Source organism: Sideroxyarcus sp. TK5 (assembly GCF_054601595.1).
This window is the reverse complement of the sequence record NZ_BAAHSJ010000003.1, coordinates 229,106-243,011: the sequence shown is the minus strand read 5'-3', so window position 1 is coordinate 243,011 and position 13,906 is coordinate 229,106. Positions and strand designations below refer to the sequence as shown.

13 protein-coding genes are annotated in these 13,906 nt (G+C 63.3%); all 13 read right to left on the bottom strand.

The window, feature by feature from the left end; genetic code table 11:
* Positions 1-8 precede the first annotated feature (8 nt).
* The gene (serS, locus tag ACYPYQ_RS07020; protein WP_459721922.1) at positions 9-1,304 is read right to left on the bottom strand and encodes a serine--tRNA ligase; all 1,296 of its coding nucleotides are present in this window, start codon (positions 1,302-1,304) and stop codon (positions 9-11) included.
* A 5-nt stretch (positions 1,305-1,309) separates the two neighbouring features.
* Entirely contained in the window at positions 1,310-2,626 is a 1,317-nt protein-coding gene (locus tag ACYPYQ_RS07015; protein ID WP_459721918.1) for a replication-associated recombination protein A, read from the bottom strand.
* Positions 2,626-3,240, bottom strand: a complete 615-nt coding sequence (gene lolA, locus ACYPYQ_RS07010) for an outer membrane lipoprotein chaperone LolA (RefSeq protein WP_459721914.1) — start codon at positions 3,238-3,240, stop codon at positions 2,626-2,628. Before lolA ends, ACYPYQ_RS07015 begins: the two co-directional genes overlap by 1 nt.
* A gap of 2 nt (positions 3,241-3,242) precedes the next feature.
* Positions 3,243-5,516 carry a DNA translocase FtsK gene (locus ACYPYQ_RS07005; RefSeq protein WP_459721911.1) on the bottom strand — a complete coding sequence of 758 codons (2,274 nt, stop codon included), beginning with the start codon at positions 5,514-5,516 and terminating at the stop codon, positions 3,243-3,245.
* On the bottom strand, positions 5,516-6,223 hold the full coding sequence (locus ACYPYQ_RS07000; RefSeq protein WP_459721908.1) for a response regulator: 708 nt from the start codon (positions 6,221-6,223) through the stop codon (positions 5,516-5,518). The genes ACYPYQ_RS07005 and ACYPYQ_RS07000 overlap by 1 nt, the downstream gene beginning before the upstream one ends.
* Positions 6,224-6,350: 127 nt before the next feature.
* Positions 6,351-8,165 carry an ATP-binding response regulator gene (locus ACYPYQ_RS06995; protein ID WP_459721904.1) on the bottom strand — a complete coding sequence of 605 codons (1,815 nt, stop codon included), beginning with the start codon at positions 8,163-8,165 and terminating at the stop codon, positions 6,351-6,353.
* The gene (locus ACYPYQ_RS06990) at positions 8,162-8,752 is read right to left on the bottom strand and encodes an SCO family protein (RefSeq protein WP_459721899.1); all 591 of its coding nucleotides are present in this window, start codon (positions 8,750-8,752) and stop codon (positions 8,162-8,164) included. The genes ACYPYQ_RS06995 and ACYPYQ_RS06990 overlap by 4 nt, the downstream gene beginning before the upstream one ends.
* Positions 8,739-9,449 carry a sulfite exporter TauE/SafE family protein gene (locus ACYPYQ_RS06985; protein WP_459721896.1) on the bottom strand — a complete coding sequence of 237 codons (711 nt, stop codon included), beginning with the start codon at positions 9,447-9,449 and terminating at the stop codon, positions 8,739-8,741. The genes ACYPYQ_RS06990 and ACYPYQ_RS06985 overlap by 14 nt, the downstream gene beginning before the upstream one ends.
* On the bottom strand, positions 9,442-10,122 hold the full coding sequence (gene bioD, locus ACYPYQ_RS06980) for a dethiobiotin synthase (RefSeq protein WP_459721893.1): 681 nt from the start codon (positions 10,120-10,122) through the stop codon (positions 9,442-9,444). The genes ACYPYQ_RS06985 and bioD overlap by 8 nt, the downstream gene beginning before the upstream one ends.
* Positions 10,119-10,988 carry a malonyl-ACP O-methyltransferase BioC gene (gene bioC, locus ACYPYQ_RS06975; RefSeq protein ID WP_459721890.1) on the bottom strand — a complete coding sequence of 290 codons (870 nt, stop codon included), beginning with the start codon at positions 10,986-10,988 and terminating at the stop codon, positions 10,119-10,121. The genes bioD and bioC overlap by 4 nt, the downstream gene beginning before the upstream one ends.
* Positions 10,981-11,745, bottom strand: a complete 765-nt coding sequence (bioH, locus tag ACYPYQ_RS06970) for a pimeloyl-ACP methyl ester esterase BioH (protein WP_459721887.1) — start codon at positions 11,743-11,745, stop codon at positions 10,981-10,983. Before bioH ends, bioC begins: the two co-directional genes overlap by 8 nt.
* Positions 11,729-12,883 (bottom strand): 8-amino-7-oxononanoate synthase, encoded by a 1,155-nt coding sequence (gene bioF, locus ACYPYQ_RS06965; protein WP_459721884.1) that lies wholly within the window; start codon positions 12,881-12,883, stop codon positions 11,729-11,731. The genes bioH and bioF overlap by 17 nt, the downstream gene beginning before the upstream one ends.
* Positions 12,883-13,884: a biotin synthase BioB gene (gene bioB, locus ACYPYQ_RS06960; RefSeq protein ID WP_459721881.1), complete on the bottom strand. Its 1,002-nt coding sequence runs from the start codon at positions 13,882-13,884 to the stop codon at positions 12,883-12,885. The genes bioF and bioB overlap by 1 nt, the downstream gene beginning before the upstream one ends.
* Positions 13,885-13,906 lie beyond the last annotated feature (22 nt).

Sequence of the window (13,906 nt, the reverse complement as noted above, 5' to 3'; positions counted from 1 at the left end):
CGCGCGCCTTACTTGGAGAGTTTCTCCATGCCGCCCATGTACGGGCGCAGCACGTCGGGGATGGTCACGCTGCCGTCGGCGTTCTGGTAGTTCTCAAGAACGGCCACGAGTGTACGGCCCACCGCCAAACCGGAACCGTTCAGTGTGTGCAGCAGTTCCGGCTTGCCCGCCGCGTTGCGGAAACGCGCCTGCATGCGGCGCGCCTGGAACGCCTCGAAGTTGGAGCAGGACGAGATCTCGCGGTAGGTGTTCTGCGCCGGCAGCCACACTTCGATGTCGTAGGTGGTGGCGGCGGAAAAGCCCATGTCGCCGGTGCAAAGCTTGACCACGCGATACGGCAGCCCGAGCTTCTGCAGGATGATCTCGGCATGGCCGAGCAGCGCTTCCAGCGCGGCATAGGATTGCTCCGGATGCACCATCTGCACCAGCTCCACCTTCTCGAACTGGTGCTGGCGGATCATGCCGCGCGTGTCGCGCCCGTAGGAACCGGCTTCGGAACGGAAGCACGGCGTGTGCGCCACGAACTTCATCGGCAGCTTCTCCAGCGGCACGATCTCGTCGCGCACCATGTTGGTCACCGGCACTTCGGCGGTGGGGATGAGATAGAAATTCTTCTCTTCCTGCTCTTCGCCCACCACGCGCGGGATACGGAACAGGTCTTCCTCGAACTTCGGCAACTGCCCGGTGCCGCGCATCGATTCTGCATTCACCAGATAGGGCACATAGGTCTCGGTGTAACCGTGTTTCTCGGTGTGAGTGTCCAGCATGAACTGCGCCAACGCGCGATGCATGCGCGCCAGCGGACCTTTCAGCAAGGTGAAACGCGCACCGGCGATCTTGGTAGCGGTCTCGAAATCCAGCCCGCCCAGCCCTTCGCCGATGCTGACGTGGTCCTGCACCTCAAAGTCGAACTTGCGCGGCTCGCCGAAGCGATGGGTCTCGACGTTATCCACTTCCGACTTGCCGACCGGCACGCCGGCGTGCGGCACGTTGGGGATCACGGCAAGGAAAGCATCCATGTCCGCCAGCACCTGCGGCAGCTTGGCTTCCAGCTGTTTCAGCTCCTCGCCCAGCGCGCCCACCTCGGCCATGATGGCTGTCGTATCTTCGCCCTTGGCTTTAGCCTGACCGATCAACTTTGAGGTGGCATTGCGCTTGGCCTGCAACTCTTGCGTGCGCGTCTGGATGGTCTTGCGCTCGGCCTCCAGTTGCTCGAACTTGGCTGTATCCAGTTCGAAACCGCGCGTCTTCAGGCGCGCCGCGACACCGGCCAGGTCGTTACGTAATGTCTGTATGTCCAGCATGCTGCTTATCCTTTTCTGTTCTTTGCTGCTTCATCCAGCGCGCGCAAATGCGCGAGCTTCTCCGATATCTTCGCTTCCAGCCCGCGATCCACCGGTTCGTAGAAACTCACCTTGGGCATGCCGTCCGGGAAATAATCCTCGCCCGCCGCATAGCCGCCCGCTTCGTCGTGCGCGTAGCGGTAGTCCTTGCCGTAATCGAGTTGCTTCATCAGTTTGGTCGGCGCGTTGCGCAGGTGCAGTGGCACTTCGCGCGAGCCGTCCTGTTTGACGAAAGCGCGGGCGGCATTATACGCGACGTACCCGGCGTTCGATTTTGCGGCGACGGCCAGATACAGCACGGCCTGCGCCAGTGCCAGTTCGCCTTCCGGCGAGCCCAAGCGCTCGTAGGTGGTGGCGGCATCGTTGCAGATCTGCATGGCGCGCGGATCGGCCAGACCGATGTCTTCCCAGGCCATGCGCACGATGCGGCGCGCGAGATAACGCGGGTCGGCACCGCCGTCCAGCATGCGCACCAGCCAATACAGCGCCGCATCGGGACTGGAACCGCGCACCGATTTGTGCAGCGCGGAGATCTGGTCGTAGAACGCCTCGCCGCCTTTGTCGAAGCGGCGCATCTTCTGCGCCAGCGTGGCATCGAGGAAGGCGACATCGATGTTGTTGCGGCCTGCCGCCTGGGCGGCGGTCTGCAACTGTTCCAGCACGTTGAGCAGGCGGCGCGCATCACCGTCGGCGTAGCAGATCACGCGCTCCTTAGCCGCCGCGTCGAATGACAGGCCTTGCAGCGCCTCCTGCTGTGCACGCGCGAACAGTTGCCCCATCTCATCTTCGGACAGCGACTGCAGCACATAGACCTGCGCGCGCGACAGCAGCGCGTTGTTCAGTTCGAACGAGGGATTCTCGGTGGTCGCACCGATGAAGGTGACCAGCCCCTGCTCGACGAAAGGCAGGAAGGCATCCTGCTGCGACTTGTTGAAACGGTGCACCTCGTCCACGAACAGGATGGTGTGGCGACCGTTGCGCTGCAGGGTCTGCTCGGCCTGCGCGATGGCGTCGCGGATGTCCTTCACGCCGGACAGCACAGCCGACAACGGCAGGAACTCGGCGTCGAATGCCGACGCCATCAGGCGCGCCAGCGTGGTCTTGCCCACCCCCGGCGGCCCCCACAGGATCATGGAATGCAGCTTTCCGGACTGGAAGGCAAGGCGCAGCGGCTTGCCCTCGCCGAGCAGATGCGACTGGCCGATGACCTCTTCGATATGCTTGGGACGCAGGCGCTCGGCGAGCGGTGCGGCCGGCGCATTGGGTGCGAACAGGTCGGACATCACTCGCCCAGAACGTCAGCGCCTTTGGGCGGCACGAAACGGAACAGCGACGGTGCGAGCTGCGGATTGCGTCGCAGTTGGGCGAAACGCAGGATGGTGGTGTTGCCGAACGCGTCGTTCAGCTCCATCGCCGCCAGTTCAGACTGCGCGTTGAACCCCATGCGGATGGTGGAGAAGGTGGATTCCTTGCTGCGCGGTTTGGCGCTCAGCCAGTGCAGACCGTATTGCTCTCCCGCTTCTTCCAGCAGGAAGCCGCGCTCGATCTCGTTGTTGCCGGAGAGCAGAGCCGCCGGGCTGCTGCCCAGCGCGGCGTCCAGTTTGCGCACGGTGACTTGTTCCAGATCGGCGTCGTACAGCCAGAATTTCTCGCCGTCGCCGACGATGAGTTGTTCATAGGGTTTGCGGTATTCCCAGCGGAACTTGCCGGGGCGCACGAACTGCATGGTGCCGGATGCGCTCTGCATCTTGCGGCCTTTGCTGTCGAGCACGGTCTGGGTGAACTCTGCCTGGGCGGAACGTGTGCCGGAGATGAAGGATTTGAGCTGGGCGATGGCACCAGCATGGGCTTCGAACGCTGTCAGACACAGCAAGAGCGAGATCACACTTTTCAGCATGTTCATTCCTGCCGTGCCGGTGCCAGCACTTCGCGGTTACCGTTGCTCTGCATCGGCGACACCAGCCCGGCCTGTTCCATCGCTTCGATCAGGCGTGCGGCGCGGTTGTAGCCGATGCGCAGGTGGCGCTGCACCAGCGAGATGGAGGGGCGGCGCGTCTTGAGCACGATCTCCACCGCCTGGTCGTACAGCGCGTCGGCCTCGGCGTTGCCGCCACCGCCGTCGTACTCACCTTCGGCCGGCTCATCCATCGAGGTGAGGATGCCTTCGATGTAGTTCGGTTCACCCTGCGCCTTCAGATGCTCGGTGACGCGATGCACTTCCTGGTCGGACACGAAGGCACCGTGCACGCGCTGCGGATAGCCGCTGCCCGGCGGCAGGTAGAGCATGTCGCCCTGTCCCAGCAGCGCTTCCGCGCCCTGCTGGTCGAGGATGGTGCGCGAGTCGATCTTGCTCGACACCTGAAATGCCACGCGTGTCGGCACGTTGGCCTTGATCAGGCCGGTGATGACGTCCACCGACGGACGCTGTGTGGCCAGCACGAGATGGATGCCGGCGGCACGCGCCTTCTGCGCCAGTCGTGCGATCAGCTCTTCCACCTTCTTCCCGACCACCATCATCAGGTCGGCCAGCTCGTCGATGAAGATGACGATGTAGGGCAACTCTTCCAGCGGCTCCGGCGACTCGGGCGTGATGCTGAAGGGGTTGCTCAGCGGTTTGCCTTCCTTGATCGCGTCGCGCACCTTCTGGTTGTAGCCGGCGATGTTGCGCACGCCGAGTGCGGACATCAGCTTGTAGCGTTTGTCCATCTCCTGCACGCCCCAGTTGAGCGCGGAGGCGGCCTGGCGCATATCGGTGACCACCGGTGCCAGCAGGTGCGGGATGCCTTCGTACACGGAAAGCTCCAGCATCTTGGGATCGATCAGGATCAGGCGCACTTCCTGCGGCGTGGATTTGTACAGCAGCGACAGGATCATGGCGTTGATCGCCACCGACTTGCCGGAACCGGTGGTGCCCGCCACCAGCACGTGCGGCATCTTGGCCAGGTCGGCCACCACCGGTTTGCCGGAGATGTCCTTGCCCATGGCCATGGTGAGCGGCGAATGCATGTCTGCATACACCTGCGAGCCCAGGATCTCGGACAGGTGCACCATCTGCCGTTTCGGGTTGGGCAGCTCCAGTGCCATGCAGGTCTTGCCGGGGATGGTCTCCACCACGCGGATACTGACCACCGACAGCGCGCGCGCCAGATCGCGCACCAGGTTGGTGATCTGACTGCCCTTCACGCCCACGTCCGGCTCGATCTCGTAGCGGGTGATGACAGGACCGGGATAGGCACCGACCACTTTCACGGTGACGTTGAAATCGTTGAGCTTGCGCTCGATCAGGCGCGAGGTGAACTCCAGCGTCTCGGTGGAGACCACCTCGACCTGCTTGCCGGCCTGGTCGAGGATGTGCAGCGGCGGCAGCGGCGAATCGGACAGGTCGGCGAACAGCGAGACCTGCTTCTCCTTCTCCACTCGCTTCGACTTCGGCACCTCGACCACCTGCATCTCGATATGGATGGGCTGGTGGTCTTCGACGCGCTTCTTCTCTTCTTCCACGTTCACTTCGCGCCGCTGCGTGGCCCGCGCGCCGATGCGCTTGTCCTGCCAGGTCTGCCAGGCGTTGCGTGTCCACAGGTAGGCGTCCTCTATCCACTCGCCGAGACGGTCGATGAAACGCAGCCAGGAAAGGCCGGTGTAAAGGCTGAAGCTGACCGCCATCAGCGTCAGCAGGAACAGGGTCGCGCCGACGTAACCCAACACTTGCGCCAGCCAGCCGCCGAGTACCGCGCCCAGCATGCCGCCGGGTTCCTGCGGCAGTTCGACCTGCCAGGTGTAGAGACGCAAAGCCTCCAGCGCGCTGCTGGACAGCAACAGGATGAAGAAACCGGTCAGCGACAGCCACAGGGTGCGCACGTCGAACAGGCTGTCGGCACGCATGCGGCGATAGCTCGCCCACACGCGTTGCAGCAGCAGTGTGACCCACCACCAGGCGGAGAAGCCGAACACGTAAAGCAGCACGTCGGACAACCATGCACCGAATGCGCCGCCGGGGTTCTGCGTGACGGCGGTGCTGGCCTCGTGCGACCAGGCGCTGTCCTGACGGTCGTAACCGGCGAGGATCAGAATCAGGTAGGCGGCCAATGCCACCAGCAACAGCCAGCGCGATTCGCGCAGCAGATGCAGCATCCGCTCGGGCAGCGGTGCGCGCGCGTTATCCAGTGCGGCCATCAGGCTTCCCCGGCCGATCTGCCATCTTCGGCCTCGGACTCACCGTTCTCGGAGATGAAACCGAAGCGGCGCGCGGTCTCCACCGCTTCGACGCGCGAATTGACATGCAGGGGCTGGTAGATGGCGGCGACATGGATCTTGACCGTACCTTCGGCCAGGTCCAGTTCGCGCGAGATGTCCTTGTTGCTCTTTCCCGCCCCGATCAGTTGCAGCACCTGCAGCTGGCGCGGGGTAAGGCCATATTTGCTGGCACGCATGCTGCGTTTGTCGTTGAGCGCCTGACCGGGCTCCAGTTTGGATACGGCCTGTTGCAGCAGCTGCGGCGGCACATACACACCGCCGTCCAGCACCATGCGCAACGCGGACAGCATGGACTTGCTCGGCGACATCTTGGAGATGAAGCCCATCGCGCCGAGGTTCATCACGCTCTCGATGTCGTCGCGCTGGTCGGAACCGGACACCACGACCAGCGGCACGGCGGGGAAGCGCTGGTGGAAGAGTTGCAGCGAAGAGACGCCGTTGCTGTCCGGCATGTGCAGATCCAGCAACGCCAGATCCAGGTCGGGGTTGGCCATGACCAGTTGCAGGGCCTCGGTGAAATTGCCGGTATCGAGTATCTCCACCTCGTCGGCCAGTTGCTGTAGCACATAGCGCATGCCATCGCGGAACAGCGCGTGATCATCCACCAGCAGTACCTTGATCTTCATTCTCATGTCCCCTTTTGCAGCCACCTTCCTTTCCGGCCTCCCCCGCAAGCGGGAGCGTGAACCCTCATGAAAGGCGGTCTCGATCCTTGCCCGCGATCATATCACTCCGGGCATGGTCATTCAGCCGCTAATGCTTGCCGGTCAAGGCGAAATACACCATCGCACGCAGGCGTATCGGAGCGATCGGTTTATGCAGCAGCACGGCGCCGCTGGCGTGTATCTCGTGCAAGGTCTCACTGGCGGTATCCCCCGTGAGCACCACGGCCGGCAGATCGGCACCCCACAGTTCGCGCATGCGCCGGATGACATGGATCGCCGTCATGCCCTGCGGCAGACGGTAGTCGCATACCAGCACGTCCGGCCGCTGTGCGGCCACATCGAGTTCGCGCATCACCTCATCCGCCGATTCCGAGGCGAACACCCGGCACCCCCATTGCCGCATCAACTCGTGCGTCGATTCACGGATATCCGGATCATCCTCGACCAGTGCGACCACCCGGCCATCCAGTTCGTATTCGGAATGCGAGATGACAAACGGCTGGGCGAGTTGCGCGGCATCGCCCTTGGGGATGGTGAAAGAGAAGGTGGTGCCGACACCGGATTCCGACCTGACTTCGAGTCCGCTCCCAAGCAACTGGTCGATGCGGTGCACGATGGTGAGCCCCAGGCCCAGCCCCTTGCGGCGGTCACGATGCGGATTGCCTACCTGGTAGTACTCATCGAAGATGTGCGGCAAGGCCTCGGCTTTGATGCCGATACCGGTATCCTCGACCGTGATCACCACCTTGGCATCCTTGCATAGGCAGCGCACCACCACACTGCCGGTGTCGGTATAGCGGATGGCGTTCGAGATCAGGTTGCGCAACATGCGCTCCAGCAGGAACGGGTCGCTGTAGACCACGGAAGCGCATCCCTGCGGCGTGCAATGCTCGCCGATGTTCGGCATCTCGTAGCCGAGCCCCTTGGCCTGGGCGATGGGGGCGAAATCGCCGTACAGCCTGTCCAGCAACGGCCCCAGATTGAAATGCTGCCAGCGGGGTTCTACGATGCCCGCGCCCAGTCTCGAGACATCCAGCAGGTCGTCGAACATATCCACCAGCGCATCGACCGATTTGCCGATCTGCCCCGACAAGCGTAGCGTTTCCTTGTCCTTCGCGGTTTCCTGCAGAGCCTCGGTGAACAGGCGCAATGCTTGCAAAGGTTGGCGCAGGTCGTGACTGGCGGTGGCGAGGAACTTCGATTTGGCGCGACTGGCTGATTCAGCCTGTTCCAGCGCTTCGGCGATCGCCTCTTCGCGCTGGCGCAACTCGCGCAACAGCCCCTCCTTCTCGAAACGCTGCCGCAACGAGAGTTCGAAGGTATACATCAGACGCATCGCCGCATTCAGCATGAAAGCGATGAACACCACCAGCATCAGTGCCAGGAACCAGTGCTGCTTGTCGTTCTCCAGCGCCAGACGGATAACGAGCGGCACCAGCAGGAAGATGAGATACAGGAACAGCGAGGGACGGTGTACCGGGTTGATGGTCACACCGCCCGAGGCGAAGCCCATCGCCACGCAGATGATCAGTATCTGGTAAGCCAGGTCGCCCGGCACATACATCAACAGCCATGCCAACCCCCAGACGGACGCGCCGAGCGCGGTGTTGAAGCGGAAGCGCCGGTCCCAGCGACGGCATTGGTGTATATCGTTGGCCGCCGCGCGGTGACGCCACCATTGCCACAGCTCGAACAGTTGCGACGAGAAGGCCAGCGCCATCCACCACAGCAGGACCTGATGCGACACCTCGTCCCACATCACCCACGCCAGCAGCGGCACGATGGCCATCGCCGGCAGGATCATGGTCGGATAGCAGGCGATGCGCGCGCGCACCTGCTCGCGCCGCACCGGCAGGTTGTCTTCGTCGATGTCGAACTTCAGGAAACCCGCGAGGCCGTTCATTTCATCGCCAGCAGCAAGCGGATGTCTTGCGCGAGGAATTCAGGGCGCTGCGCGAAGGGCGACAGCAGCACCGGCTTGCCGGACGGCGAGATCAGATAGGTGCCGGCCGAATGATCGAGCGTGTAGCTGCCGCTCTTGGTGGCCTGCCGCTGGTAGATGATGTCGAAGGCCTGAGCGGCCCGGGCGGTCTCCTGCGCATCACCGTACAGGCCGAGGAAGGAAGGGTAGAAGGCAGGCGCGTACTGCGCCAGCAATTCCGGTTTGTCGCGCTCGGGATCCAGCGTCACGAACAGCACCTGGACCTTCTCCGAGTCCTTGCCCAGCATGCGCATCACCTGCGCCATGTCGGCCAGGGTGGTCGGGCAGACGTCTGGACAATGGATATAGCCGAAGAACAGCGCGACCGCCTTGCCGCGAAAGTCGGCCAGCGTCACGGTCTTGCCGGACGGGTCGTGCAAACTGAAATCGGCCTGCGCATATTTTCCGGTGACTTCGTTCGCCTTGAACGGCGAGGGCAGTTTGGGCTCGCCGCACGCACCGAGCAGCAGCAGCGACGACAGCAGCAACAGGATGTTACGCAGCGACATGACACGCTCCAGTCCAACCATGCACATAGAATGTGTACGAGACCTTGACCAGGCCGTACACCCCGAAACCCGCCACCAGCGCCCCAGCCGCCAGTCGCACACGCGGCGATTGTACCCAACTCCGGATGCTTTCCCAGAACAGGCCGATGGCAAGCAGGTTAGGCAACGTCCCCAGGCCGAAGGCCAGCATGGTCAACCCGCCCTGCAGCGCATCGCCGCTGGCCAGTGCGGTGAGGAGCACACTGTATACCAGTCCGCACGGCAACCAGCCCCACAGCGCGCCCAGACCCAGCGCGCGCGGCACGGTGTCCACCGGCAGCAGCCTTGTGGTGTACGGCTGCAAGCGCTTCCACAGGCCGCCGCCCAGTTGCTCCAGCCGCCGCACTGCGCCCCACACTCCGGCCAGATACAGGCCGAGCATGACCAGCATCAGGCTGGACAGCGCGAACAGCAGATGCTGCACCGGCACCGCGTCGCGCATCAGCAGACCGGCCTGCCCCACCGCGCCGACCAGCACACCGGCGATAACGTAACTGGCGATGCGCCCGCTGCTGTACGCCAGATGGAACGGCCAGCGTGCGTGCTGCTTCGGCACCTGCGAGGTGAACGCGCCGACGATGCTGCCGCACATGCCGAGGCAGTGCACGCCCCCCAGCAGCCCGACCACGAACACTGCAAAGATACTGAATTCACTCATCGTCCCGCACGTGCTCCAATAGATCCATATTCAGATGCCGCGCCACAAGCTTCCCATCCGCCACGTCCATGCGCGGCACGATACCGAGCAGGGGGGCTGCGATGCGCGCGCGCAGCGTGTCGATGTTCTCCTGTAGCGCGGGCATGTCCTCGTCCAGCACATTGGCCACCCAGCCGGCACATTCCAGCTGGCGTTCCTCGATCGCGGCCATGGTCAGCAGCGCATGGTTGATGCAACCCAGGCGCATGCCCACCACCAGTATCAGCGGGATATCCAGCTCGCGCGCCAGATCGGCGAAAGTGAGGTCTTCGTTCAGCGGCACCAGCAGGCCGCCCGCACCTTCCACGATGACCTCATCCGCCTGCCCGGCCAGTTCCTGGAACGAAGTCAGTATGCGGCGCATCTCGATGCGCACGCCGACATGTCTTGCCGCAAGATGCGGCGCGATGGCGCGCGGGAAACAATAGGGGTTCACCTGACCATAGGCAAGTTGCGTACTGCTGGCTTCGCGCAACGCGATGGCATCTTCGTTATGGTCATGTTCGTCGGCTCCTGCAGCGACCGGTTTGAAGCCGTATGCACGCTTCCCCCGCGCGGCGAATCCATGCAACAGGGCGCAACTGACCAGCGTCTTGCCGACGCCGGTGTCGGTGCCGGTGACGAAGTAGCTCATAGCTTGAAATCGGTGCGGATGATGGCGCGCCCGTCCGGGGCGGCCTTGGGCACGGGCTTCCAGGCATGGCCGTAGACGATCTCGAATGTGGCCGGCAACTTGCCGTGGCGGCGCAACGTCTCATAGTTCTCGATGACGCGCTGCCAGGCGGCCTTGCCCATCATGCCCGTTGCACGCCCCGCAGTGACATTGTGTGCACCGATACTCTTCAGGTCCTGCATCACCGCGCGCGCATCCTCATAGGTCAAGGTGATCTTCTCCATCTCCATCACCGGGTCGGCGAATCCGGCCGCCACCAGCATGTCGCCGACATCGTGCATATCCACGAAACGGTTGAGGTGATTGTAGCCATCCACGTCGCGGAATGCGATGCGCAATTCCTTGAGTGTATCCACCCCGAAGCAGGAGAACATCAGCAGGCCGTCCGTGCGCAAGATCCGGTGCAGTTCGACGAAGGTGGCAGGCAGATCGTTGCACCATTGCAGCGCGAGGTTGGACCACACCATGTCCACGCTGCCCGAAGCGAGCGGCAACGCCTCGACATCCGCACACAGGAAGCGCTCGCGACGCCCCTGGAACAGCTTCCGCCACCAGCCCGCTGTGCCGCGCGCATGCTGCAGCATGCCGAGCGCGATATCGAGCGCGGTGACGTCCGCCTTCGGATAACGCTCTCCCAATTGTCGCGTGCCCCAGCCGGTGCCGCTGCCCACATCCAACAGGTGTGCCGGTTGCAGCTTGATGTAGTCCAGCTTCTCCAGCATGCGGATGCACACTTCGCGTTGCATCACCGCCGCCGCATCGTAGTCCGCTGCGGCACGGCTGAATGCCTGTCGCACTTGCTTCTTGTCTATCTCGAATTCATTCATGCAGGAATCTCTTCATATGCTGGATCACAGTGTCGGTATGAGACAGGAACGGCGCATGCGCCGCGCCCGCCACCTCCACCACGCGTGCGTCCGGCATCACCTGTGCCAGATAGTAAGAGGCTTCCGGCGGCGTCAGTTTGTCACGCTGGCCGGCGATGGCCAGCGTCGGCTGTTTGATCCGTGCCGCCTGCTCGCGCAGATCGGCATCGCGCAGGATATCCAGACCACCGCGCAGCGCGGACACATCCGGTTCGCCACGGCTGAACAGTTGCTCGCGCAACACGACCAGCAACTCGCGCTCGTGTTCGCTGCCGCGCACCTGCAAAGCAAGGAAACGACGCAAGGTGGCGGCATGGTTCTTTTCCAGTTCAGCCGCGAACTGCTGCAGTGTCTCGCCAGCCATCCCGAACAGCCAGTCTTCGCGTGCAGTGAAGCACGGCGTGCTCGCCAGCAGTATCAGGCGCTCGACCTTGTGCGGCGCACGTGCAGCCCAGTGTTGCGCGATGATGCCGCCGAGCGACCAGCCGAGGACTGCGACAGGCTGACCGAACTGCGCATCGAGTTGTTCGACGATGCCGTCCAGCGTGAGATCGCCTTGCGCCTCGCTTGCACCATGTCCGGGCAGATCGAGGTTGTGTACTTCAAAGTCCTCCGCCAACCGGATGGCGGCTTCGCCCCAGATGCCGCCGTGCATGCCCCAGCCATGCAGCATGACCAACGGTTTGCCCTGCCCCGTCACTTCAACATGCAAGCGCATGCAAGGCCTCGATCAATCGTTGCACATCCGATTCCGTATGCGCGGCCGACAAGGTGATGCGCAGACGCGCCGTGCGCTGCGGCACGGTGGGCGGGCGGATCGCGGCGACCCAGATGCCGCGTGCGCGCAGACCCTCGCTCAAAGTGAGCGCCTGCTTGTTGTCGCCGACCAGCAAAGGCTGGATGGCCGTGTCGGAAGGCATCAATTGCCAGGGCAGATCGCTCAATCCTGCGCGCAGCTTCGCGATCAACCGTTGCAGATGCGCGCGCATGGCATCGCCCTGTTCGATGAGCGTCAGACTTTCCAGCAGCGCAACGGCCAGCGCGGGAGGCGATGCCGTGGTGTACACATAGCTATGCGCGTTATTGACGAGGCTGTCGACGACGACCTGCTCCGCCGCGACGAAGGCACCGGATACGCCCGCCGCTTTGCCCAATGTGCCCATCAGGATGATGCGCGGAGAATCCAGACCGGAATGCGAGAGTGAGCCGCGTCCTTGTTGCCCCAGCACGCCGAATCCATGCGCATCGTCCACCAGCAGCCATGCATCGTGTTTCTCGCACAGCGCCAGCAATTCCGGCAGCGGCGCGATATCACCATCCATGCTGAACACGGCGTCGGTGACGACCAGTTTTCTTCCACCGTGCTGCTTCGCCAGCAGGCTCTCCAGATGGGACATATCGCCGTGGCGGTAACGCTGCATGCTCGCGCGCGACAGCAGCATCGCATCGTTCAGTGAAGCGTGATTGAGTTTGTCGGCGTACACCGTGTCATCTTTGCCGACCAGCGCCTGCACCACGCCCAGATTGGCCATGAAGCCGGTCGAGAACAGCAGGGCAGCGGGTTTACCGACGAAGGCGGCGAGGCTTTGTTCGAGTTCGTGGTGCGGCGTGAAATGTCCGTTCACCAGATGCGCCGCGCCTGCGCCCACGCCCCATGTTGCCGCGCCCTGTTGCAGGGCTTGGATCAGTTGCGGATGGTTGGCGAGGCCGAGGTAGTCGTTGCTGCTGAACGCGAGGTAAGGTTTGCCGTCGACGATGATGTGCGGCGATTGCGGCGTTTGCAGCGTGCGACGCTGACGCAGCAAGCCCTCTGCGGCGCGCTCGTCGAGATCACCTTGCAGCGCCGCAAAGGTCATCAGTGTTTCTCGGCGAAGGGGTACATGCCCAGCTTGTCCATCAGCGCGCGGTCGCGCTCGACATCCGGGTTGCCGGTGGTCAGCAACTGGTCACCATAGAAGATGGAGTTCGCGCCCGCGAGGAAGCACAACGCCTGTATCGCTTCACTCATCTGCTGGCGCCCGGCGGACAGGCGCACGCGCGCGGTGGGCATGGTGATGCGCGCCACGGCGATGGTGCGTACGAAATCCAGCGGGTCGATGTCTTCCTGCTGCGCCAGCGGCGTGCCTTCCACCTTGACCAGATTGTTGATCGGCACACTCTCGGGATAGGGCTCCATGTTGGCCAGTTGCGCGATCAGCCCGGCGCGCTGCGTCAGGTTCTCGCCCAGGCCGACGATGCCGCCGCTGCATACATGCATGCCTGCCTTGCGCACGCGTTCCAGTGTGTCGATGCGATCCTGATAGTCGCGCGTGCTGATGATGTCGCCATAGAACTCCGGCGCGGTATCCAGATTGTGGTTGTAGTAGTCGAGTCCGGCCTGGCGCAGTTGCTCGGTCTGTTCGTCATTGAGCATGCCCAGCGTGGCGCAAGTCTCCATGCCCAGTGCCTTGACCTCTTTCACCATCTCCACCACGGCCGCCATGTCTTCCTTGCTCGGCTCGCGCCAGGCCGCGCCCATGCAGAAACGGTCGGCACCGGCAGCCTGTGCAGCCTTCGCGGCCTTGATCACTTCCTGCACTTCCAGCATCTTGCGGTTCTCCACGCCCGCATCGTGGAACGCCGATTGCGGGCAGTAACCGCAGTCCTCGGAACAACCGCCGGTCTTGATCGAGAGCAAGGTGGAAAGCTGCACCGCGTTCGGATCGAAATGCTCGCGGTGCACCTGCTGCGCCTGGAACAGCAAATCTGCGAACGGCAGTTTGAACAGGGCTTCGATGGCTTCCACACGCCAGCGTTGCGGCGTGGCCGGTGTCTTAGCTTTAACAGGACGAACGAGGGTGACGGGCTGGCTTTGCATTTTGGTGTTTGCTTTCAGGGGA